At 72.8% G+C, this 21,906-nt stretch carries 15 protein-coding genes; 13 read left to right on the forward strand and 2 right to left on the reverse strand.

Annotated elements, in window-relative coordinates; all coding sequences use genetic code 11:
* Nucleotides 1–55: 55 nt before the first annotated feature.
* Genes FGW37_RS17790 through FGW37_RS17805 form a run of 4 tightly spaced genes read left to right on the forward strand, consistent with a single transcriptional unit; the run spans nucleotide 56 to nucleotide 1,778 of the window.
* Entirely contained in the window at nucleotides 56–667 is a 612-nt protein-coding gene (locus tag FGW37_RS17790; protein WP_343067122.1) for a type II secretion system F family protein, read from the forward strand.
* Between the two features lie 2 nt (nucleotides 668–669).
* Entirely contained in the window at nucleotides 670–1,014 is a 345-nt protein-coding gene (locus FGW37_RS34165) for a DUF4244 domain-containing protein (RefSeq protein WP_425506549.1), read from the forward strand.
* A 10-nt stretch (nucleotides 1,015–1,024) separates the two neighbouring features.
* A complete protein-coding gene (locus FGW37_RS17800; RefSeq protein ID WP_425506648.1) occupies nucleotides 1,025–1,402 on the forward strand; it encodes a TadE family type IV pilus minor pilin in 378 nt (125 codons plus the stop codon).
* Between the two features lie 7 nt (nucleotides 1,403–1,409).
* Nucleotides 1,410–1,778 (forward strand): Rv3654c family TadE-like protein, encoded by a 369-nt coding sequence (locus FGW37_RS17805; protein WP_179081948.1) that lies wholly within the window; start codon nucleotides 1,410–1,412, stop codon nucleotides 1,776–1,778.
* Here FGW37_RS17805 and FGW37_RS17810 read toward each other — a convergent pair.
* Nucleotides 1,753–4,197: a DEAD/DEAH box helicase gene (locus FGW37_RS17810; protein ID WP_179081949.1), complete on the reverse strand. Its 2,445-nt coding sequence runs from the start codon at nucleotides 4,195–4,197 to the stop codon at nucleotides 1,753–1,755. The two genes, FGW37_RS17805 and FGW37_RS17810, sit on opposite strands and share 26 nt — an antisense overlap.
* 54 nt (nucleotides 4,198–4,251) lie before the next feature.
* On the opposite strand from FGW37_RS17810, the gene bldG reads away from it, so the two are divergent.
* The 5 genes from bldG to FGW37_RS17835 all read left to right on the forward strand — a co-directional run bounded on the left by bldG (nucleotide 4,252) and on the right by FGW37_RS17835 (nucleotide 10,651).
* The gene (gene bldG / locus FGW37_RS17815) at nucleotides 4,252–4,593 is read left to right on the forward strand and encodes an anti-sigma factor antagonist BldG (protein WP_030367299.1); all 342 of its coding nucleotides are present in this window, start codon (nucleotides 4,252–4,254) and stop codon (nucleotides 4,591–4,593) included.
* 116 nt (nucleotides 4,594–4,709) lie between these two features.
* Nucleotides 4,710–5,162, forward strand: coding sequence for an ATP-binding protein (locus FGW37_RS17820; RefSeq protein WP_179081950.1), 453 nt, complete (start codon nucleotides 4,710–4,712; stop codon nucleotides 5,160–5,162).
* A 559-nt stretch (nucleotides 5,163–5,721) separates the two neighbouring features.
* Nucleotides 5,722–8,127: a sodium-translocating pyrophosphatase gene (locus FGW37_RS17825; protein ID WP_179081951.1), complete on the forward strand. Its 2,406-nt coding sequence runs from the start codon at nucleotides 5,722–5,724 to the stop codon at nucleotides 8,125–8,127.
* Between the two features lie 271 nt (nucleotides 8,128–8,398).
* On the forward strand, nucleotides 8,399–8,974 hold the full coding sequence (locus FGW37_RS17830; protein WP_179081952.1) for a small secreted protein: 576 nt from the start codon (nucleotides 8,399–8,401) through the stop codon (nucleotides 8,972–8,974).
* Nucleotides 8,975–9,124: 150 nt separating this feature from the next.
* A complete protein-coding gene (locus tag FGW37_RS17835; RefSeq protein WP_179081953.1) occupies nucleotides 9,125–10,651 on the forward strand; it encodes a DUF7059 domain-containing protein in 1,527 nt (508 codons plus the stop codon).
* A gap of 113 nt (nucleotides 10,652–10,764) precedes the next feature.
* On the opposite strand, the gene FGW37_RS17840 is transcribed toward FGW37_RS17835, so the two are convergent.
* Nucleotides 10,765–11,478 carry a hypothetical protein gene (locus FGW37_RS17840; protein ID WP_179081954.1) on the reverse strand — a complete coding sequence of 238 codons (714 nt, stop codon included), beginning with the start codon at nucleotides 11,476–11,478 and terminating at the stop codon, nucleotides 10,765–10,767.
* 556 nt (nucleotides 11,479–12,034) lie between these two features.
* Here FGW37_RS17840 and topA point away from each other — a divergent pair.
* The 4 genes from topA (at nucleotide 12,035) to FGW37_RS17860 (ending at nucleotide 21,900) form a co-directional block, all read left to right on the forward strand.
* The gene (gene topA / locus FGW37_RS17845) at nucleotides 12,035–14,905 is read left to right on the forward strand and encodes a type I DNA topoisomerase (RefSeq protein WP_179081955.1); all 2,871 of its coding nucleotides are present in this window, start codon (nucleotides 12,035–12,037) and stop codon (nucleotides 14,903–14,905) included.
* A gap of 124 nt (nucleotides 14,906–15,029) precedes the next feature.
* A complete protein-coding gene (tmk, locus tag FGW37_RS17850) occupies nucleotides 15,030–18,377 on the forward strand; it encodes a dTMP kinase (protein ID WP_179081956.1) in 3,348 nt (1,115 codons plus the stop codon).
* Between the two features lie 283 nt (nucleotides 18,378–18,660).
* Nucleotides 18,661–19,881 carry a DNA polymerase III subunit delta' gene (locus FGW37_RS17855; RefSeq protein WP_179081957.1) on the forward strand — a complete coding sequence of 407 codons (1,221 nt, stop codon included), beginning with the start codon at nucleotides 18,661–18,663 and terminating at the stop codon, nucleotides 19,879–19,881.
* Nucleotides 19,882–20,145: 264 nt separating this feature from the next.
* On the forward strand, nucleotides 20,146–21,900 hold the full coding sequence (locus FGW37_RS17860) for an alpha/beta hydrolase (RefSeq protein WP_179081958.1): 1,755 nt from the start codon (nucleotides 20,146–20,148) through the stop codon (nucleotides 21,898–21,900).
* Nucleotides 21,901–21,906: the final 6 nt, after the last annotated feature.

The raw sequence follows: 21,906 nt of genomic DNA on the forward strand, positions 1-21,906 counted from the left end.
CGGGGCGCCGCCAAGGGCGGCTGAGGGACGGCGACTACGCGTCCTGACCGGCCGGATGCCGGGGATCCGGGACGGGCTGTTCGCGGCCGGGGCCGGAGCCGCAGGGGTCATCCTCCTAGGAGGAGCCGTCGGCTGCGCAGCGGGACTCGCCGCCGCGTACTGCATGTGGCGGTGGCTGCGGCGCCGGAAGCGGGACGGCGGGCCGGACGGCCTCCCGGTCGAGGAGGTCGAGCGGCAACTTCCGCTGGCCGCCGACCTCATGGCGGCGTGCCTGGCCGCGGGGGCAGGACCGAGGGAGGCCGCCGAAGCGGTCGGCGTGTCCCTGGGCGGCCCGGTGGGCGAACGGCTCGCCCGCGCCGCGGCGGAGGTCCGGCTCGGCGGCGACCCGGCCACGGCCTGGAGCCGGCTGGGCAGCCTTCCCGGCGCCCGAGGGCTCGCCCGCTGCCTGGAGCGGGCCCAGGCGACGGGAGTGCCCGCGGTGGAGCCCATGTCCCGGCTCGCCGGCCGCCTGAGGGCCGAGCGCGGCAGGGCGGCCGGCATACGGGCCCGGCGCGCGGGCGTCCTGGCGACGGCCCCTCTCGGGCTGTGCTTCCTGCCCGCGTTCCTGACGGTCGGAGTGGTGCCCGTGGTGATCGGGCTGGCGAGCGGTCTGACGAAAGGACATTGACGGTGAGTGGAGTGAAGGTCGTGGCGGTACGGACGGGGGAGAAGGCGATGGTCCTGCGAGGAATGCCGGGGCGCGGAGTCCGGCGGGAGGTGCCGCGGTCGCGGCAGGGTGCCGGGAGTGGACGGCGGTGGATGCCGACCCGGCCGCGGCTGTGGCCGGCGGCCTGGCCGAACGGCCGTCCGTGGGCCCTTGCCGGCGCAGAGGCGGGCATGTCGACTGCCGAGTACGCCGTCGGCACCGTGGCCGCCTGTGCGCTCGCCGCGGTGCTCTACAAGGTGGTCACGAGCGGCGCGGTCAGCGCGGCGCTTCAGGGGCTCATCGGGAGGGCGCTCAGTGCGCCATTCTGACGGGCCGTCGGTGGTCACAGAAACTGATGTGGCGTCCAGTTGTCAGCCCTGCAAGGGAACTGACGGTGGCTATGTGACCGCCGAGGCGGCGATGGCGCTCCCCGCCCTGATCCTGTTCGGTGCCGCCCTGATCTGGGGGCTGATGGCGGCCGGCGCGCAGATCCAGTGCGTGGACGCCGCCCGGGCGGGGGCCCGGGCGGCGGCCCGGTCCGATCCTGTGGGCGTCGCGGTCGCGTCGGCGCGGTCCGCCGCACCGCCGGGTTCCCGCATCGCCGTCATGCGCGAGGGCGATCTCGTACGGGTGCGGGTCGAGGCCAGGGCGGCCGGTCCGCTGGCTCTCAGGCTGGGCGGAGAGGCGGTGGCCCTTGCGGAGGAGACGGTGCGGTGACCGGGGCGTGGCGACGGTGTGGGTGGCGGTCGCGGCCGCCGCGCTCTGCGCGGTGTTCGTGGCGTTGCTGGCCATGGGGCAGGCAGTGGTGGCCCGCCATCGCGCCGGCGGTGCGGCGGACCTGTCGGCGCTGGCGGCGGCCGACCACGCCCTCGACGGGCAGGAGACCGCGTGCGGTCTCGCCCGGCGGGTGGCTGCCGCCCAGGGGGCGAGAGTGGTGCGCTGCGCCGTGAGCGGCGAGATCGCCGAGGTCGCGGCCGAGGCGAGGGTCGGGCCGTACGCCGTCCGGGTGCGGTCGCGGGCGGGGCCCGCGGAGGCGGCGGGGATCGAGCCCGTTGCGTCTGTGCAGCTCACCCGCCCTTCGGGGCGTCCTTGAGGAGCCGTGCCAGGAGGCGTATGGCGGCGCGTTTGTCGAGAGGGTCGTTGCCGTTGCCGCACTTGGGGGACTGGACGCAGGAGGGGCAGCCGGTGTCGCACTCGCAGGCGGCGATCGCCTCGCGCGTGGCGGTGAGCCAGCCCGCGGCGGTGTAGAAGGCCCTCTCGGCGAAGCCCGCGCCGCCGGGGTGCCCGTCGTAGACGAAGACGGTCGGCAGGAGCGTGTCGGGGTGCAAGGGGACGGAGACGCCGCCGATGTCCCAGCGGTCGCAGGTGGCGAAGAGGGGGAGCATGCCGATGGAGGCGTGTTCCGCGGCGTGCAGGGCCCCTCCGAGGGCCTCCGGGGCGATGCGGGCCTCGTCGAGCTGGTCCTCGGTGACGGTCCACCACACGGCGCGGGTGCGCAGCGTACGCGGCGGCAGGTCCAGCTTGGACTCGCCGAGGACCTCGCCGGTGATGAGCCGGCGGCGGAGGAAGGAGACGACCTGGTTGGTGACCTCGACCGAGCCGAAGCACAGCCGTGCCTCGCCCCAGGGGATCTCGGCGCTGGTCTCCAGGATGGAGATGGCCGTCGTGTCGCGGGCCGTCGTCGAGTACGGCGGGTCGGCCTGCTCGACGAGGGCGACGGAGTCCTCCAGGTCGAGCCGGCGGACGAGGTAGGTGCGGCCCTGGTGGAGGTGGACCGCGCCCTCGTGGACGGAGGCGTGGGCGGCGCCCGCGTCCACGGTGCCCAGCAGCCGCCCGGTGCCCTCCTCCACGACCTGGACGGGGCGGCCCCCGCCGCCCCGGATGTCGGTGAGGTCGGCGGCGCGCTCGCGCCGGGTCCAGTGCCAGGCGGCGCCGCGGCGGCGGAGCAGCTTGCGCGCCTCGAGCTGGGTGAGCAGGCCCGGCGTCTCGGGCCCGAACAGGGACAGGTCGGCCTCGGTGAGCGGCAGCTCGGCGGCCGCGGCGCACAGATGGGGGGCGAGGACGTAGGGGTTGTCGGGGTCGAGGACGGTGGATTCCACGGGCTGCCGGAAGAGCGCCTCGGGGTGGTGGACCAGATAGGTGTCCAGGGGGTCGTCGCGGGCGACCAGCACGGCGAGGGCACCCCGGCCCGTACGGCCCGCGCGGCCGGCCTGCTGCCACAAGGAGGCCCGTGTGCCCGGATAGCCGGTCAGGAGGACGGCGTCGAGGCCGGCGACGTCGACGCCGAGCTCCAGGGCGGTCGTCGCGGACAGGCCCAGCAGTTCGCCGCTGTGCAGGGCGCGCTCGATGGCGCGGCGCTCCTCGGGGAGGTAGCCGCCGCGGTAGGCGGCGACACGCCCGGGCAAGGAGCGGTTTACGGCCGCGAGGCGCTCCTGGGCGATCAGGGCGACGAGCTCGGCGCCGCGCCGTGACCGCACGAAGGCGACCGTGCGGACGCCCTGGACGACGAGGTCGGTCAGGAGGTCGGCGCTCTCGGCGGTGGCGGTGCGGCGCACGGGGGCCCCTCGCTCGCCGTGGAGCTCGGTGAGGGGCGGCTCCCAGAGGGCGAAGACCAGCTCGCCGCGCGGGGAGGCGTCCTCGGTGATCTCCACCACCGGCACGCCCGTCAGCCGGCCGGCGGCGGTGGCCGGATCGGAGGAGGTGGCCGAGGCGAGGAGGAAGACCGGATCGGCCCCGTAGCGGGCGCAGACACGCCGGAGCCTGCGCAGCACCTGGGCGACGTGCGAGCCGAAGACGCCCCGGTAGGTGTGGCACTCGTCGATGACGACGTAGCGCAGGGCACGCAGGAAGGAGGACCACTTGGGGTGGGCGGGCAGGATCGAGCGGTGGAGCATGTCGGGGTTGGTGAGCGCGTAATTGGCGTACTGACGCACCCACTCCCGCTCCTCGACTGGGGTGTCCCCGTCGTAGACGGCGGGCCGCACGCCCTTGCCCAGGGGCTCGGCGAGGGCCTTCACGGCGCGCCGCTGATCGGCGGCGAGGGCCTTGGTGGGGGCGAGGTACAGCGCGGTCGCCCCGCGGCCGTTCGGGGCCTCGGAGCCGTCCAGCAGCGCGCTGAGGACCGGCGCCAGGTACGCCAGGGACTTCCCGGAGGCGGTTCCGGTGGCCACGACCACCGATTCGCCGCGCAGTGCGTGCTCGGCGGTGAGCGCCTGGTGGGCCCACGGGCGCTCGATGCCGGCCGCCCGGACGGCCTCCACCACTTCCGGCCGGATCTTCTCAGGCCAGGGGGCATGACGTCCGGGACGCGGGGGCAAGTGCTCCGTATGAGTGATGCGTGCAGCCCTGTCGGCCCCGGCGGTCAGTCGGTCCAGGACTGCCCGGGGAGCGGGATGTACGCCCGCCTCCGGCGGGAGTTGATCGTTGGCCATCGGCACCGAGTGTGTCACTGGCGTGACGGACAATGGCGGCAAGGCGTCGTGCGCGCCTGCCGGTAAGTGATTGAATGCCATCGCGGCTGCCGATCCATGGGGGGCGACCGCTCGATGCAAGGTGCTGGAGGATCCGTGGACCTGTCCCTGTCGACCGAGACCGTAGGCGACCGTACGGTTGTCCGGGTCGGTGGCGAGATTGATGTGTACACCGCGCCCAAGCTGCGTGAGCAGCTGGTCGAGCTTGTCAACGACGGCAGCTATCACCTCGTCGTGGACATGGAGGGCGTCGACTTCCTCGACTCCACCGGGCTCGGCGTCCTGGTCGGCGGGCTGAAGCGGGTGCGGGCCCATGAGGGCTCGCTGCGCCTGGTCTGCAACCAGGAGCGCATTCTCAAGATTTTCCGTATCACCGGCCTCACCAAGGTGTTCCCCATCCACACCTCGGTCGAGGATGCGGTGCAGGCGACCGACTGAGGTCGCCGGGGAAGACTGTCACGCGGGGGGCACCCGGGCTCGCGGGTCCGGCCCCCTCGTGAGTCCGCCCTTTTCCGGATGAGGGGGAGAGGGCACGTACGACCGAGGGGGATGGCATGGCCACCGTCGAACTGCTCTTCAGTGCCCTTCCCGAGCATGTCCGGACCGCCCGGCTGGTGGCGGCCGCGGTGGCGCGCCGCGCCGGTGTGGACGAGGCCGTGCTGGACGAGGTCCGGCTCGCCGTGGGCGAGGCCTGCTCGCGCGCGGTGGGGCTGCACATCAGCAATGAGGTGGCCACCCCCGTCCGGGTGACGCTGATCGAGGACGAGAAGAAGTTCTCCATCGAGGTCGGGGACGACGCCCCCGGTCCCGCACCGGAGGCGCTCGCTGCCGCGAACGGCTCGGAGCGCGCCGCCGGCGGCCCCGAGGAGAGCGCTGCCGACAGCGAGGACGACATGGGCCTCGCGGTCATCAGCGGCCTGGTCGACGACGTCGAGGTGACGGCGGACGAGCGCGGCGGCCTGATCCGGATGAGCTGGCCGATCGCCCCCGCGGCCGTGGCGCCGTAGCCCGTCCGGGCGTATCGCCGTAGCCGGCCCTCCTCGGACGGCCGTAACTCCCGGCTGCCTTGTGCGGCCGTTTCGATGACGCCCGTTGGACGGCCCTCGTAGGGTTCACCGGCTTCCTGCGCACCGAGCAGCCATAATTCTGCGATCCCTTTACCGCCCTGCCGCATCCACCGGCGTCTCGTGGGCGGCGATCGCCGCGGCCCCCGTGGATCGTTCCTTCAGGGCCCATTGATCTTCCGCCTGATTCTCGTGATTCCGGTGATCTTCCGAAATGGATCTCGTGCCGGACCCCTTTCGCCGATCACCGCTGATCGTCATTGATCGCCATTGATCCCCGTTCCGGATCTCCGCCCGCGATCGTTTATCCGGCCGATCATTCACTCGATCTTCACTTGCACAGGCCAATTCCATTTGCCGCGCTCTGTTTTGATCTCGCCATGCTCCCTACAATCCGTCCATCTTGAGCTCAGGACGCCTGAGCGTCGCCGCTGTCCCGTGATCTCCTTTTCGTGATCGCGGAACAGCTGCGCGCCCATGTGCCAAACGTCAGGGAGGACGAATGGCGGGGCCCTTCACCCATCGACAGGTGGACTTTCGACAGCTCGACTTCACTCGGAATCTCGCGGCCGAACTCACCCAGGGCAACCGCACCATGGTGATCGTGATCGCGGCCGTCGCACTCGCGGCGCTCGTGGTCGCCGTCGCCCTGGTGCGGCAGGTCCTCGCGGCGGGCGAGGGAACCGACAACATGAGAAGGATCGCGGCAGCGGTGCAGGAGGGGGCGAACGCCTATCTCGCACGGCAGTTGCGCACCCTCGGCGTATTCGCCGTGGCGGTGTTCTTCCTCCTGATGCTCCTGCCGGCCGACAACTGGTCGCAGCGCATCGGGCGTTCGGTCTTCTTCCTGATCGGAGCGCTCTTCTCGGCGGCCACCGGCTATATCGGCATGTGGCTCGCCGTGCGCAGTAATGTCCGGGTCGCCGCGGCGGCCCGCGAGGCCACTCCGGCACAGGGCGAGCCCGAGAAGGATCTGACGGCCGTTTCCCACAAGGCCATGAAGATTGCGTTCCGGACGGGTGGCGTCGTCGGGATGTTCACCGTCGGGCTCGGCCTGCTGGGAGCCTCCTGCGTGGTGCTCGTGTACGCGGCCGACGCACCCAAGGTGCTGGAGGGATTCGGCTTCGGTGCGGCGCTGCTGGCGATGTTCATGAGGGTCGGCGGCGGCATCTTCACCAAGGCGGCCGACGTCGGCGCCGACCTCGTCGGCAAGGTCGAACAGGGCATCCCCGAGGACGACCCGCGCAACGCCGCCACCATCGCGGACAACGTGGGGGACAACGTCGGCGACTGCGCGGGCATGGCAGCCGACCTCTTCGAGTCGTACGCCGTGACGCTGGTCGCCGCGCTGATCCTCGGCAAGGCCGCCTTCGGCGACGCGGGGCTCGCCTTCCCCCTGCTCGTCCCCGCGATCGGCGTGCTCACGGCGATGATCGGCATCTTCGCGGTCGCGCCGCGCCGCGCCGACCGCAGCGGGATGACCGCGATCAACCGCGGGTTCTTCATCTCGGCCGTCATCTCGCTCGTCCTGGTGGCCGTCGCGGTGTTCGCGTACCTGCCCTCCAGCTACGCCGATCTGAAGGGCATCGGGGACGAGGCCATCCGCGGCCACGCGGGCGACCCGAGGGTGCTCGCGCTCGTGGCGGTGGCCATCGGCATCGTCCTCGCCGCGCTCATCCAGCAGCTCACGGGGTACTTCACGGAGACCACCCGGCGGCCCGTGCGGGACATCGGCAAGTCGTCCCTGACCGGACCGGCGACGGTCGTCCTCGCGGGCATCTCCATCGGCCTGGAGTCGGCCGTCTACTCGGCCGTGCTCATCGGGCTGGGTGTCTACGGGGCGTTCCTGCTCGGCGGCACGTCCATCATGCTGGCCCTGTTCGCCGTCGCGCTCGCCGGCACCGGCCTGCTGACCACGGTGGGCGTCATCGTCGCCATGGACACCTTCGGCCCGGTCTCCGACAACGCCCAGGGCATCGCCGAGATGTCCGGCGACGTCGAGGGCGCCGGAGCCCAGGTGCTCACCGACCTCGACGCGGTCGGCAACACCACCAAGGCCATCACGAAGGGCATAGCGATCGCCACGGCCGTCCTGGCCGCGTCGGCGCTCTTCGGCTCGTACCGCGACGCCATCGCCACCGCGGTGAAGGACGTGCATGCGAAGTCCGGGGAGCTGGGCCTGAGTCTGGACATATCGCAGCCCAACAACCTCGTCGGGCTCATCCTCGGAGCCGCCGTCGTCTTCCTCTTCTCCGGGCTGGCGATCAACGCCGTGTCGCGGTCGGCGGGTGCGGTGGTCTACGAGGTGCGGCGGCAGTTCCGCGAGCACCCCGGGATCATGGACTACAGCGAGACGCCGGAGTACGGCCGTGTGGTGGACATCTGCACCAAGGACGCGCTGCGCGAACTCGCCACGCCCGGCCTGCTGGCCGTGATGGCGCCCATCGCGGTCGGGTTCTCGCTCGGCGTCGGAGCGCTCGGCTCGTACCTGGCGGGGGCCATCGGCACCGGCACTCTGATGGCCGTCTTCCTCGCCAACTCCGGTGGAGCCTGGGACAACGCCAAGAAGCTGGTGGAGGACGGGCACCACGGCGGCAAGGGCAGCGAGGCGCACGCGGCGACGGTCATCGGCGACACGGTCGGCGACCCGTTCAAGGACACCGCCGGGCCGGCCATCAACCCGCTGCTGAAGGTGATGAACCTGGTGGCGCTGCTGATCGCCCCTGCGGTGGTCAAGTTCTCCTACGGCGTCGACGCCAACAAGGGCCTGCGGATCGGGATCGCGGTGCTGGCGATCGTCGTCATCGTCGGTGCGGTGTACGTCTCCAAGCGGCGCGGGGTCGCGGTGGACGACGACGGGAACGCCGAGCGGGCGGCGAAGCCCGCCGATCCGGCGGTGGTGTCGTGAAGAGCGCAGTCGTGAAGCGCGGTCTCGTGGCGAACTGATGCTCCGACAGCTCGGGCCCAGGTCGGCGGCGTGCGGTCGAGCTGCCGGCCCGGGGCGCGCTGCCGGCCCGTGACGGCCCCGCGCGGTTGCGGCACCGGCGCGGTTGCGGTGAATGCCACGCTGCGCTTGGTGCAAATGGCTTCAAAAGGAGGCATATGGTGTGCTCGCCTCCCGGGCGGTCCCGCTCGGACGTGTAAGTTCCGGGCCGAGAGCCATCGAAGGGACCGATCCGGTGAACAAGAAGCTTGCGGCCGTACTGTCCGGCGGTACGGCGCTCCTGCTGGCCCTGACCGGCTGCGGCAGCGACGAGGACGAGAGCAAGAAGAAGCTCGACGACTGGGCCAAGAAGGTCTGCGACCAGATGCAACCCCAGGTGCAGAAGATCCTGGACGCCAACCGGTCGATCGCGAGCGTTCAGACCGAGGAGGACTCCAAGAAGGTCCAGCAGACCGACTCCGCGGGCTTCCAGGTCAGCGTCGACGCGTACAAGGCGCTCGCCAACGCGGTGCAGGACGCGGGTGCTCCGCCCGTCAAGGACGGCGAGACCAGCCAGAAGAACGCCGTGAAGGCGCTCAACGACCTCTCCACGGCGTACGCGAACCTGAAGAAGCGGAGCGACGCCCTCGACACCGGTGACAAGAACAAGTTCGGTGAGGGGCTCAGGGCGATCGGCGGGGACATCTCCAAGCTCAGCGGTCAGAGCTCCGAGGCGCTGAAGAAGCTGCAGTCGGGCGACGTCGGCAAGGCCATGGCCAAGCAGCCGGGCTGCCAGAAGAACTCGCTCTCCCCGTCGCCTGCGAAGAGCTGACCCGGAGAACCGGCCGGGTGAACCGGCCGGGTGAACCGGCCGGGTGAACCGGCCGGGTGAACGGCGGGCTGCGGCGTCGCGTCCCCACGGACGCGACGCCGCAGCCCGCCGCTTTCGTCGTTTGACGGTGCCGCCCCCGACAATGGTCCCGTGAGTACGCTCCTTCCCGCCGCCGACCGCGCGCGCACCTCCCGGCTGCGCGACGCCCTGCTCGCCGCCGCCTTCACCGCCGACGGCCTCCTCGACCTGCTGGGCGCCCCCGCCTACGCCGCGCTCGCCCGCAGCGAGACCGTGCCCGCCCTGCGGGCCACGCGCGGCGACAGCCCGCTGGAGACGCTCGTCCGGCTCTTCCTGCTGCAGCGCCCCGCCCCCTACGCACGGGCCGCGGCCGCGCTGCCCGTCGACGACTGCCTCGCCGGCGGCTGGCTCGTCCGCGACGGGGACGCCGTGCGCGCCACCGTGGACGTGCGCCCGTACGGCGGCCCGGACGGGCAGGACTGGTGGATCGTCTCCGACCTCGGCTGTGCGGTCGGCGGCGCCGGCGGCATCGCCGGGGGCGGGACCGGCCCCTCGGGAACCGACCGCTCCGAGCTCGTCCTCGGCGTCGGCGGCGCCTCGACCACCCTCGCCGGGCTCACCGTCCGCACGCCCGTCGCGAGCGCCCTCGACCTGGGCACGGGCTCCGGCATCCAGGCGCTGCACGCGAGTCAGCACGCCACGCGCGTGACCGCGACGGACCTCAACCCGCGCGCCCTGCACATCACGCGGCTCACCCTCGAGCTCTCCGGCGCCGCCGAGGCCGACCTGCGCGAGGGTTCGCTCTTCGAGCCGGTCGCCCAGGACACCTTCGACCTGATCGTCTCCAACCCGCCGTTCGTCATCTCGCCCGGCGCCCGCCTGACCTACCGCGACGGCGGCATGGGCGGCGACGACCTGTGCCGCACTCTCGTCCAGCAGTCGGCCGAGCGGCTCAACGACGGCGGCTACTGCCAGCTGCTCGCCAACTGGCAGCACGTGGAGGGCGAGGACTGGCGCGAGCGGCTCTCCTCCTGGGTGCCGCGCGGCTGCGACGCCTGGATCGTCCAGCGCGAAGTGCAGGACGTCGCCCAGTACGCCGAGCTGTGGCTGCGCGACGCGGGCGACCACCGCGCAGGCCCGGAGGAGTACGCGGCCCGCTACGACGCCTGGCTGGACGAGTTCGAGGCCCGCAAGACCAAGGGCATCGGATTTGGCTGGATCACGCTGCGCAAGTCGGGTGCCGACCGGCCGTCCGTCGTCGCCGAGGAATGGCCGCACCCGGTCGAGCAGCCGCTCGGCCCGGCCGTCCGCGCCCACTTCGACCGGCAGGACTTCCTGCGCAGGCACGACGACGCCGGGCTGCTCGCCGCGCGCTTCGTCCTGGCCGACGAGGTCGTGCAGGAGCAGGTCGGCCTGCCGGGCGCGGAGGACCCCGAGCATGTGGTGCTCCGCCAGAACCGTGGCATGCGGCGGGCCACCAAGGTGGACACCGTCGGCGCGGGCTTCGCGGGCGTGTGCGACGGCTCCCTGAGCGCAGGGCGGATCCTGGACGCCATCGCCCAGCTGATCGGCGAGGACCCGGTGCTGCTGCGGGACCGGACGCCGGAGTCGATCAGGATGCTCGTCGAGCAGGGTTTCCTGAGGCCCGTGGCGGAGTAGCGGAGTAGCGGCCCCGCAGTGGCCGCTGCTGCCTGATCAGGGCGTGTTTTCGGTCACGGCTTCGGTCACGGCTTCGGGTCACTCGGGTTACGGCTTCCGGTCACGGCTTCCGGTCACGGTGCGACGCCGGCCGCCGTGACGGGGAAGCCCAGGGCGGCGGCCTCCGCGGCGACGGCTGCGAAGTCCGCCGAGGGGTTGAGCGCGGCGACGACGGTTGCCGTGAGCGGTTCGCCCGCGAGGACGGAGGCCACGGCGGCGCGGTCCACGGGACGTTCCCAGTAGTCCTCGGCGTCCTCCGCGTAGGCCTTCGCGCGCGCTTCCAGGGTGCCGTCCGCCAGCAGCTCGAACAGCCACGCACCGTCCGTCTCGCCGTCCTCGAACACCACCGGGCCGCACTGCCACGCGCCGGCGCCGGTTTCGCGCCAGGCGCAGAGCGTGGCGTCGAAGAAGCCGTCGAACAGGAACGCCTCCTCGGCCGGGTACGCGGCGAGCGCGGCGGGCAGCCCGTCGAGCAGCCCGGGCCAGTGGACGCGGGGCTCCTCGCGCCACGGCGTGGCGTCGCACTCGTGGTCGAAGCCGTACAGGAACACGCCCGCCGGGCCGAAGGCGACCGCGTAGAGATCGCCCGAGCCGTTGTCCATCGAGGCCAGCGCCACGCCGTCACCCCAGTGGGGGTCGAAGGCGTGCATCCCGCCCCACGGGACGTCCCGGTCCATGGTGATGTCCAGCACGGCGACGGCCTTGCAGTGCGCCAGGAGCGCCTCCGGGTCCGGCAGCCTCGGTATGAGGTCGTGGACGGTGGCGAGCTCAGCGGCGGTGTCGGTCATGCCCGCATTGAAGCGCCCGCCACTGACAATGCCCGCAGACGGCCGGTGCCTGTAGACGGCCGGTGCCTGCAGACGGCCGGCGCCCGCTGACGGCCGGTGCCCGTGGGGGCCACGTGACGGGTTCCACGTCCCGCCGGTGTTTGCGAAACGCAATTCTGGACATCGTTTTCTGGACAACCTGTCGCCCGCGGTCCGTCCGTACGCTTATGCGTCCGACATCTCGGGCAGGGCCATGTCAAGGATCGTCCGGGGCTTCCGTGACTCTTTCGGGTCCAAGCCCGCGCCCTTGCGGCGCGCGGTCCGCCGTCCGTCTCTCCGCCGTCACACCCTTGGCCAGGGCCCTGTGAAGCGCGGCACCGGGGGCGGAGTGGACGTAGCCTTCATTACGACCCTAAGAGTGTGATGTTGGATACCGTGCTGGTTAGAACGTACATCGGGTTACCGTTCGAGTGGCGTTGCGGGCTTTTTCCGTTTGACACGGGGGCGGGATGTACCGTCACACTCCGCAGCGTCACCGCAGCGCCCACACCGAGTGCCGACCGGAAGAAGAGCGAAGTTGTCCCCGACCAGCGAGACCGCAAAGGGCGGCCGCCGACTCGTCATCGTCGAGTCGCCTGCCAAGGCGAAGACGATCAAGGGCTACCTCGGCCCCGGATACGTCGTCGAGGCGAGCGTCGGGCACATCCGTGACCTGCCGAACGGGGCCGCCGAGGTCCCGGCGAAGTACAAGGGCGAGTCCTGGGCCCGCCTCGGCGTCAACGTCGAGAAGGACTTCCAGCCGATCTACGTCGTGAACCACGACAAGAAGGACCAGGTCAAGAAGCTCAAGGAGCTGCTGGCCGAGTCCGACGAGCTCTTCCTCGCCACCGATGAGGACCGCGAGGGCGAGGCCATCGCCTGGCACCTGCAGGAAGTCCTCAAGCCCAAGGTCCCCGTCCGCCGCATGGTCTTCCACGAGATCACCAAGGACGCGATCCAGGCCGCCGTCGCCAGCCCGCGCGAGCTGAACAAGAAGCTCGTCGACGCCCAGGAGACCCGCCGCATCCTCGACCGCCTCTACGGCTACGAGGTCTCGCCGGTCCTGTGGAAGAAGGTCATGCCGCGGCTGTCGGCCGGCCGCGTGCAGTCCGTGGCCACCCGCCTCGTCGTCGAGCGGGAGCGCGAGCGCATCGCCTTCCGCTCCGCCGAGTACTGGGACCTCACGGGCAGCTTCAGCACCGGCCGCTCCGGTGACAACAGCGACCCCGCGACCCTCACTGCCCGTCTGGCCTCGGTCGACGGCCGGCGCGTGGCCCAGGGCCGCGACTTCGGCTCGAACGGCCAGCTGAAGGACGCCGCCCAGGTGCTCCACCTGGACGAGGCCAACGCCCGCGCGCTGGCCGCCGCCCTCGCCGACACCTCGTTCTCGGTGCGCTCGGTCGAGTCCAAGCCGTACCGCCGCTCGCCGTACGCCCCGTTCCGCACGACGACGCTGCAGCAGGAGGCCTCGCGCAAGCTGGGCTTCGGCGCGAAGGCCACCATGCAGGTGGCCCAGAAGCTGTACGAGAACGGCTTCATCACCTATATGCGTACGGACTCCACGACGCTGTCCGACACCGCCGTGAACGCCGCCCGTGCGCAGGTCACCCAGCTCTACGGCGCCGACTACCTGCCGGAGAAGCCGCGCACGTACGCCGGCAAGGTCAAGAACGCCCAGGAGGCGCACGAGGCGATCCGGCCTTCGGGTGATCGTTTCCGCACGCCCGCCGAGACCGGTCTGACCGGCGACCAGTTCCGCCTCTACGAGCTGATCTGGAAGCGGACCGTCGCCTCCCAGATGAAGGACGCGACCGGTAACTCGGTCACTGTCCGGATCGCCGGCCGGGCGAGCGACGGCCGGGAGGCCGAGTTCAGCGCCTCCGGCAAGACCATCACCTTCCACGGCTTCATGAAGGCCTACGTGGAGGGCGCGGACGACCCGAACGCCGAGCTCGACGACCGCGAGCGCCGCCTCCCGCAGGTCGCCGAGGGCGACCCGCTGGCGGCCCAGGAGATCACGGCCGACGGCCACGCCACCAAGCCGCCCGCCCGCTACACCGAGGCCTCGCTGGTCAAGGAGCTGGAGGAGCGGGAGATCGGCCGCCCGTCGACCTACGCGTCGATCATCGGCACCATCCTCGACCGCGGCTACGTCTTCAAGAAGGGCACGGCGCTCGTCCCGTCCTTCCTGAGCTTCGCCGTCGTCAACCTGCTGGAGAAGCACTTCGGCCGGCTCGTCGACTACGACTTCACCGCCTCCATGGAGGAGGACCTCGACCGCATCGCCCGCGGCGAGGCCCAGGCTGTGCCGTGGCTGCGCCGGTTCTACTTCGGCGAGGGCACCGAGGGTGCCGCGGGCGGCGCCGCCGAGGCCGGCAACGGCGACGGCGACCACCTCGGCGGCCTCAAGGAGCTCGTGACCGACCTCGGTGCGATCGACGCCCGCGAGGTGTCCTCCTTCCCCGTCGGCGACGGCATCGTGCTGCGCGTCGGCCGCTACGGGCCGTACGTCGAGCGCGGCGAGAAGGACGCCGAGGGCCACCAGCGGGCTGACGTGCCCGAGGACCTCGCGCCCGACGAGCTGACCGTCGAGTACGCGGAGGAGCTGCTCGCCAAGCCGAGCGGCGACTTCGAGCTGGGCACCGACCCCGGCACCGGTCACCAGATCATCGCCAGGGACGGCCGCTACGGCCCTTACGTCACCGAGGTCCTTCCCGAGGGCACCCCGAAGACCGGCAAGAACGCGGTCAAGCCGCGCACGGCCTCGCTCTTCAAGTCCATGTCCCTGGACACGGTCACCCTCGACGACGCGCTCCGGCTGATGTCGCTGCCGCGCGTGGTGGGCACCGACGCCGAGGGCGTCGAGATCACCGCGCAGAACGGCCGCTACGGCCCGTATCTGAAGAAGGGCACCGACTCGCGGTCGCTGGAGACCGAGGACCAGCTCTTCAGCATCACGCTGGACGAGGCCCTCGCCATCTACGCCCAGCCCAAGCAGCGTGGGCGCGCCGCGGCCAAGCCGCCGCTGAAGGAGCTGGGCACCGACCCGGTCAGCGAGCGCCCGGTCGTGGTCAAGGACGGCCGCTTCGGCCCGTACGTGACGGACGGCGAGACCAACGCCACCCTGCGCCGTGACGACGACGTCGAGACGATCACGCCTGAGCGCGGCTACGAGCTCCTGGCGGAGAAGCGCGCCAAGGGCCCGGCGAAGAAGACGGCCAAGAAGGCCGCCGCGAAGAAGGCGCCGGCGAAGAAGACCGCCGCCAAGAAGACGGCTGCCAAGAAGACCGCGGCGAAGAAGACGACGACCGCGAAGAAGACGACGGCGTCCAAGACGGCCTCCAAGACGGCCGCCAAGAAGACGACCGCCAAGAAGGTGGCTGCGGCTGCGCAGGCCGCCGACGAGTGACCGGCCGACGGCGCGGCGGGGCCTGCACCCGCCGCGTCCGTCAGCGCTTGTGGGCCATCCATTCGTTCGGGCGCATGTTCGGGCAGAAGCGCGGAAGCCCGGACAGGCCGGATAGGCTGGCAGGATGACGCGAGCCGAGCAGCCAACCGTGGTGACCTCCACCTCCGGCGCCCTAGCCGCGGACTCCCGCGAGCGTGCCGTCCGGTCCCTGCTGCGCTTCCCCCCGCTGCGGCGGCTGTGGAACGCCCAGTTCGCCGGCGGTGTCGGAGACTCCCTCGCCCTTCTCGTGCTCCTGCTGCTCTCGCTGCAGGCGGCCGTCGCGGAGGGCTCCTTCGGGGGCGGCTACCGGGGCGCGGCCTTCGCCGTCGCCGCGGTCCTCGCGGCACGGCTCCTGGCAACCCTCCTCTTCGGCGCGGTCCTGCTCGGGCCGCTCTCCTCGCTCATCGCCCCGGCCGGTCCCCTCGACCGCCGGTGGACCATGATCGGCGCGGACGGGGTCCGGGTCGGCCTGCTTGCCGTCGCGCCCCTGTGGCTCGACTGGACCGGCAGCCGAGCGCTCGCCTTCCTGCTGATCTCGGCCTTCGTGATCGGTGTCGCCGAGCGCGTGTGGACGGTCGTCAAGGACGGTGCGGCCCCCGCGCTCCTGCCCGCGCCCCCCGTCGAAGGCTCGGCGGTACGCCCGCTGCCCGATCACTACGACGCGCTGCGGCGCCTCTCGCTGCGCACGAGCTTCGTCTCGCTGCCCCTCGCGGCCGCCGCGCTCCTCGCCGCCACGCTGATCGGCAATCTGCTCGGGGCCGGTATCGACTGGTTCCACCAGCACCAGGCGGCCCTAGGGTCGTTCCTCGCGGCCGTGCTGTTCGGCACCTCGGCCGCCATCCTCTACTTCCTGGCGCTGCCCGGCGCGAAGTCGCCCCGCGTGCGCTCCCCGCTGGAAGGCCTGCGCCGCCCCAAGACCACCCAGGGCCCGGACGCCGGGCGGACGCCGGACACCGGTCGTACGGGCGCCATCCCGGTGCTCGTCCTGGCCTGCGCGGCCGTCGCGGGGGCCATCGCCGCCGCCGTCGGCGTGGCCGCCCTCCAGGCCGTCGACCTCGGCGGCGGGCCGGTCGCCTTCGCGCTGCTCGTGCTCGCCCTCGCCGGCGGCCCCGTCATCGGCATCCGCAGCGCCGTCAAGGTGCTCCCCGGCTTCTCCCGGCGCCGCCTGCTCGCCCTCTCCATCGCGCTGACCGGCCTGGCGCTGCTCGCGGCGGGCCTCGTCCCCGACCCCACGACGGTGCTCCTGCTCGTGCTGCTCGCCGGCGTCTGCGCGGGCATCGCCGCCAACACCGGCCACGCCCTCCTCGACCAGGAGACGGAAGAGGCCCGCCGGCCCCGTACGACCGATCACCTGCACGCCGTCGTGCGCGTCACGGCCGCGCTGGGCGCGGTCGCCGCGCCGCTGCTCGCCGCCGCCATCGGACCGCACCGGCTGGAGCGCGGCAGCTTCGTCTTCGCGCACGGCGGGGCGGCCTTCACGCTGATGCTCGTCGGCGCGCTGCTGCTCCCCGTCGGCGCCATCGTGCTCGGCAAGACCGACGACCGGCACGGCGTCCCCTTCCGCCGCGACCTGCTGGACGTGCTGCGCGGCGGCGACCCCGAGCAGGCACCCGCCGCGACCGGCTTCTTCCTCGCCTTCGAGGGCGGCGACGGCGCCGGCAAGTCCACCCAGGTGCGGGCCGTCGCCGAGTGGATCCGCTCCAAGGGCCACGAGGTCGTCGTCACCCGCGAGCCCGGCGCCACGCCCATCGGGCAGCGGCTGCGCGCGATCCTGCTGGACGTCTCGTCGGCCGGCCTGTCCGACCGCGCGGAGGCGCTGCTCTACGCGGCCGACCGCGCCGAGCACGTCGACTCCGTCGTACAGCCCGCCCTCCAGCGCGGCGCGATCGTCATCTCCGACCGTTACATCGACTCCTCCGTGGCCTACCAGGGCGCCGGACGCGACCTCTCGCCGACCGAGATCGCCCGCATCAACCGCTGGGCCACGGGCGGTCTCGTGCCCCACCTGACCGTGCTGCTCGACGTCTCGCCGGAGACCGCGCGAGAACGTTTCACCGAGGCGCCCGACCGGCTCGAATCCGAGCCCATGGAGTTCCACAACCGCGTCCGCACCGGGTTCCTGACCCTGGCCGCCGCCGACCCCTCGCGCTACCTCGTCGTGGACGCCGGGCAGGCGCCCGAGGACATCACCACCGTCGTACGCCACCGCCTCGACCAGGTCCTGCCGCTCTCCGCGGCCGAGATCGAAGCCCGCGAGCAGGCCCGCAAGGCCGCCGAGGAAGAAGCGCGGCGCAAGGCCGAGGAAGAGGCCGCGCGCAAGGCGGAGGAGGCGCGGCTGGAGCGCGAGCGCCAGGAGCAGCTCGCCAAGCTGCGCGCCGAGGAGGAAGAGCGCAAGCGGCGCGAGGCCGAGGAGGCGCGCATCCGCGAAGAGGCGCGCCTCGCCGAGGAAGCCCGGCAGCGCGCCGAGGAAGCCCGTCGCCGGGCGGAGGAGGAGCGCAAGCGCCGCGAGGCGGAGGAGCGCACCCGCGCCGCCGAGCAGGAGCGGCTCCGCAAGCAGGCCGAGGAAGAGGCGCGGCTGCGCGCGGAGGCCGAGGAGCGGCGCCTGGAGAAGCAGCGCAAGGCGGAGGAGGCGCTGCTGCGGGCGGAGCGGGCGCGGGTTGCGGCGGAGGCGGCTGCGGCTGCGGCTTCGGCTGCGCCGGGCTCCGACGACGAGGCGGCTTCGGCTTCCGAGGCCCCGACCGTCGAGCGGCCCTCGCTCCGCAAGGAGGCTGCGGCTGCGGCCCCGGGGAGCTCGGATGAGACGCAGACCGTCCAAGCGCCGTCCGTTCAGACCCCGTCCGTCCACCGGCCGGACCCGCGCGATACGGACTTCACCGGCCTGACTGCGGACACGACGCCCACGGTGGAGCGGCCGCGGATCGATCCGCGGGCGTCCGACGACACCGAAGTGCTGCCGCCCGTGCCTGCCGTACGGCCTGTGGAGCAGCAGCGCGTGACCTGGGGTCTGGAGCCGCGGGAGGCGGGGCCTGCGCCTGAGTCTGCGCCCGCGCCCGCGCCGTCGCGGGAGTCGGAGGAGACGGCCGTGCTGCCGCAGCCGCCGGTTGCTGACGCTGACGCCGACGTCGACGACGATGCCGGCATGGACGTGACGGAGGTACTGCCGCCCGTACGGCCCGAGCCGCGGACCGAGGACCCGGCGGACCGGGTGCCGGACTGGCTGTTCCGTCCGGAGGAGCGCGCGGGCTCGGACACCGAGCAGACGCGAGAGCTGCCGCAGGTGGACGAGGACGCCGCCAGGGGCCGCCGCCGTCCGGGCTGGGCGGATGAAACCTCCGGCGACGACGAGCCGACGCTCGCGGACGAGCTCCTGGGGCGGGGCGGCCGCGGTCGCGGCCGTCGTGACGACGACGAGCGGGGCGACCGCCGCCGCTGAGGCCGAGGCCCTTGCCGGGCCCGGCCTTGCGAGGGGCGGGGGTGGCTTCGGCACCGCCGGGTTGCGTCGTTGTGGCTGGTCGCCGTTGCGGCGGATTTGAGGGGCGTGGCCTTCTTGACCGGTCCTTGTGGTGGGCGGGGTCGTCGGCTTGCGCTTGCCCGGGGGTTTTCGGGCGCGTCTTGGCGCCGCAGGGCTGTGCCGGTGCGGCGGGAGTGGGCGGCGTTCGGTGTCGGTGGTGTGGCCCACAATGGACGTCGCAGGACAACCAGTGCGGAGGACAGCCATGGCGGTGTGGGACGACGTCGTCGGTCAGGACCGGGTGACGGAGCAGCTCTCCGCCGCCGCGCGGGATGCGGATGCCCTGGTCACCGCCGCCGAGTCGGCCGCGCAGGACGCCGCGGCCGTCGGCGGCGGGTCGATGACCCACGCCTGGCTGTTCACCGGGCCACCCGGCTCCGGCCGGGCCGACGCCGCCCGTGCGTTCGCCGCCGCCCTGCAGTGCGTGAGCCCGGACAAGGCCGTCGGCGGGGCCCCCGGCTGCGGTTTCTGCGACGGCTGCCACACCGCGCTCGTCGGCACGCACGCGGACGTGGAGATCGTCCGCACCGATCAGCTGTCGATCGGCGTCAAGGAGACCCGTGAGCTGGTCCGCCGCGCCCAGCTGTCGCCGGCCGGCGGCCGCTGGCAGGTGATCGTCCTGGAGGACGCCGACAGGCTGACGGAGGGCGCGGGCAACGTCCTGCTGAAGGCGGTCGAGGAGCCCGCGCCCCGTACGGTGTGGCTCCTGTGCGCGCCGTCCCTGGAGGACGTGCTGCCCACCATCCGTTCCCGCTGCCGCCTGCTCACCCTGCGCACGCCACCGGTGGCCGCCGTGGCGGAGGTTCTCGCCCGGCGTGACGGCATCGAGTCCGAGCTGGCCGCGCGGACGGCCCGTGCCACGCAGGGGCACATCGGCCGGGCCCGCCGCCTGGCCACCGACGAGCGGGCCCGCGCCCGCCGCGCGGCCGTGCTGAAGCTGCCGCTGCGCGTCGACGACGTCGGCGGCTGTCTGAAGGCCGCCCAGGAGCTGATCGACGCGGCCGCCGAGGACGCCAAGCAGGTCGCGGAGGAGGTCGACGCCAAGGAGACCGAGGAGCTGAGGGCGGCGCTCGGTGCGGCGGCCGGTACGGGCAGCCGTCTCCCGCGCGGCACGGCGGGCGCGATGAAGGAGCTGCAGGACCGCCAGAAGCGCCGCAGCACGCGCACCCAGCGGGACAGCCTGGATCTGGCCCTGGTCGACCTGACGGGCTTCTACCGCGACGTCCTGGCGATGCAGCTCCACTCGCGCGTGGAGATCGCCAACGCGGACATGCAGGACGCGCTGGAGCGCGTGGCCGCCGCGTCCGGCCCGGAGCGGACGCTGCGCCGCATCGAGGCGATCATCGACTGCCGTCGTGCGCTGGATCGCAACGTGTCGCCGCTGCTCGCGGTCGAGGCGATGACGATGGCGCTGCGGGCCGGCTGAACCGGCTGAGCGCTGTGGGCGGACCGCCCGGAGCCGGGCATGCGTCCGGTTACGCACTCTCACTCATATGAGGCCTCCTGGGCCCGGCGACTGGCGGCAGCCCGCAGGGGTGCGGATACGCTCCGTCGGTGCGCAGCGATCCTCCGTGACGCTGCGTGATGCTCAGCTCATCGCTGCCGGGCAGTTCCATGCCTCCGTGCAGCGGCACTCCACGCATCCATGCATGCAGCCATGCACCCACGCAGAGGGACGAGGGACCAGCCGATGGATTCCAGCCGCCTGCTCCGTACCTCCGGCACCGTCATCGCGGCAGCGGCGCTGCTGATCTCCGGCTCCGCCCTCGGGGACACCTCGCCGCGGGCGACGGCGGCGGCGAGAGCGTACGGACCGGGCGACGGACAGCCCTCGCCCGCGGGGAGCCGGCACGGCCGCGCGGGGGAGGGGCGGGACGGCCGCGGCCTCCCCAGTTTCGGGGGCTTCGGCGCAGGGGGCTCTTTCGGGAGCCTGGGCGGCCTGGACGGTGCGAGCGGCCCGGGGCAGGCCGCGGGCGGCGCGGGCAGGCCCGGGGACGCCCCGCTGCTCGCCCCGCTCCCGACCGCCCTCCCCCCGGCCCTGCGCCGCTACTACGCGCAGAAGCTCACCTGGCGCCCCTGCGGCACGAGCGGGTTCGAGTGCGCCACGCTGAAGGCCCCGCTGGACTACGACCACCCCCGCGAGGCGGACGACCTCAAGCTCGCCGTCTCCCGCAAGAAGGCCACCGGCGCGGGCCACGCCAGGCGCCTGGGCTCCCTCATGGTCAACCCGGGCGGGCCGGGCGGCTCGGCGGTTGGCTATCTCCAGCACTACGCGGGCGTCGGCTATCCCGCCGCCGTCCGCGCCCACTACGACATGGTGGCCATGGACCCCCGCGGCGTCGCGGGCAGCGAGCCGGTCACATGCCTCTCCGACACCGCCATGGACCGGTACACGGAGGTCGACCAGACTCCCGACGACGCCGGCGAGACCGGGGAACTGGTCGCCGCGTACTCCGACTTCGCCGACGGCTGCGCCGCCCGTTCCGGCAAGCTCCTCGGCCACGTGTCCACGATCGAGGCGGCCCGCGACATGGACGTCCTGCGCGCGGCCCTCGACGACGCCAAGCTGACGTACGTGGGCGCCTCGTACGGCACGTTCCTCGGCGCCACCTACGCCGGGCTCTTCCCTTCCCGCGTCGGCCGCCTCGTGCTCGACGGCGCCCTCGACCCGGCCCTCGACTCGGAGCAGGTCAACCGCGACCAGACCGCGGGCTTCCAGACCGCCTTCGACTCCTTCGCCCAGGACTGCGCCCGGCGCAAGGACTGCCCGCTCGGCACCGATCCGGCGGCGGCGGGCGACCGTCTCTCCGCGCTCTTCAAGAAGGCCGACGCGACGCCCCTGGCCACCGGCAAGTCCCGCAAGCTCACGGAGAGCCTCGCCACGACGGGTGTGATCTCCGCCATGTACGACGAGGCGGCGTGGGGCCTGCTGCGCACCGCACTGCGGTCCGCCTTCCTGGGCGACGGCGCCCCGCTGCTGAAGCTGTCCGACGCCTATTACGAGCGCGACTCCCGCGGCGCGTACCAGAACCTCATGTACGCCAACGCGGCCGTGAACTGCCTCGACCTCCCCCCGGCCTTCCGCTCCCCGGCCGAGGTCCGCAACGCGATCCCGGCCTTCCGCAAGGCCTCGCCCGTCTTCGGCACCCCCCTCGCCTGGGCGGCCCTGACCTGCGGATACTGGCCCGTACCGGCCACGGGCGTCCCGCACCGCATCCCTGCCGAGGGCGCCGCGCCCATCCTCGTCGTCGGCACGACCCGCGACCCGGCCACCCCCTACGGCTGGGCCCGCTCGCTGGCTTCCCAGCTCTCCTCCGGCCGCCTGCTGACCTACGACGGCGACGGCCACACCGCGTACACCCGCGGCAGCGCCTGCATCGACAATGCCGTCAACACCTACCTGCTGACCTCGACTCCGCCTCCGGCGGGCCGGAAGTGCTCCTGAGGGCCG

The organism is Streptomyces rectiverticillatus, assembly GCF_013394065.1.
Taxonomy (GTDB): Bacteria; Actinomycetota; Actinomycetes; order Streptomycetales; family Streptomycetaceae; genus Streptomyces; species Streptomyces rectiverticillatus.